This is a genomic window from Rhodoferax sp. ZS1R8 (genome assembly GCF_056521325.1).
Genome location: NZ_JBWMBA010000202.1, coordinates 1 through 1038 on the forward strand (window position 1 = coordinate 1; position 1038 = coordinate 1038).

Genomic DNA, 1038 nt, shown 5'->3' on the forward strand with positions numbered 1-1038 from the left:
TGAAGGCCGGTGGGATGAACACTTTCGCAACTATGTCAAAAACCGGGATCTTGTGGATGTCATAGCACCAGGCGCAAAGCCCAATATTGCCATCATCCAAAACAATATGGGCCAGGAGTTTTCGGCCATTTACGAGTACGACATCGTTGCCAAGAAGACATTGTCCAAACTGTTTGAACACAAGTTCTTTGATGCAACGGGTGTGCGCAGCATGGATAAGGATGATGGCGCGCCAGGGCAGGATGGTTTTGATGGTTTTACATACGCAGGCCTGTTCGGTACCGACTCCCATTGGGAGAACCCGGAAATTGATGCGGTGATTAAAGGTGTTGCGCAGGCGCTGGGTATCAAAGAGACCAACCAAAAACTGATGGCAGTGTCGGGATCCACCCAGGCCGAGGTGCGCTCCCTGGACGGCGTTACGGTGCGATTGATGCGACGCGTGGCGGGTGAAACGCCAACCTACTTGTTCCGTGTGAGCGGGCTTAACTACCCCACCGAACACTACCTGCTGGCCAAGCAAAAGTTGCAACTGTTGGCCAAGGAATACCCCGCCATCGATAAGGCTGCGCTGGGTACTTCGCGGTTTGTCTATTACCGTGCGCGTGACGGACTCAACATTCCTGCCTACCTGACGGTTCCGAACGAAAAGTTGTGCGGACCAGGGCCATACGCGGCCGTGATCCACCCCCATGGTGGGCCTTGGGCGCGCGACACCATGAACTATGACGGTTCCGGCTGGGTGCCAATGCTGGTCTCGCAATGCCGTGTGGTGCTACAGCCGCAATACCGCGGGTCTGCGGATTGGGGCCGCACTTTGTGGGTTGCGGGTGACCGCGAGTGGGGTCAAAAAATGCAGGACGACAAAGACGACGGTGCCAAGTGGCTGGTGACTGAGAAGCTGGCAGATCCCAAACGAATGGCGATGTTTGGCTTTTCGTATGGTGGCTACGCGGCGTTTGCGGCCGCTGTTCGGCCCAACGACGTGTACAAGTGTGCTATTGCCGGCGCCGGGGTTTCGGATATCGAGCGAATTTG

General features: G+C 56.2%; 1 protein-coding gene. It reads left to right on the forward strand.

What is annotated here, in order from left to right:
* On the forward strand, positions 1-1038 hold a 1038-nt coding region (locus AC097P_RS24990; RefSeq protein ID WP_479613105.1), incomplete at both ends, for an alpha/beta hydrolase family protein.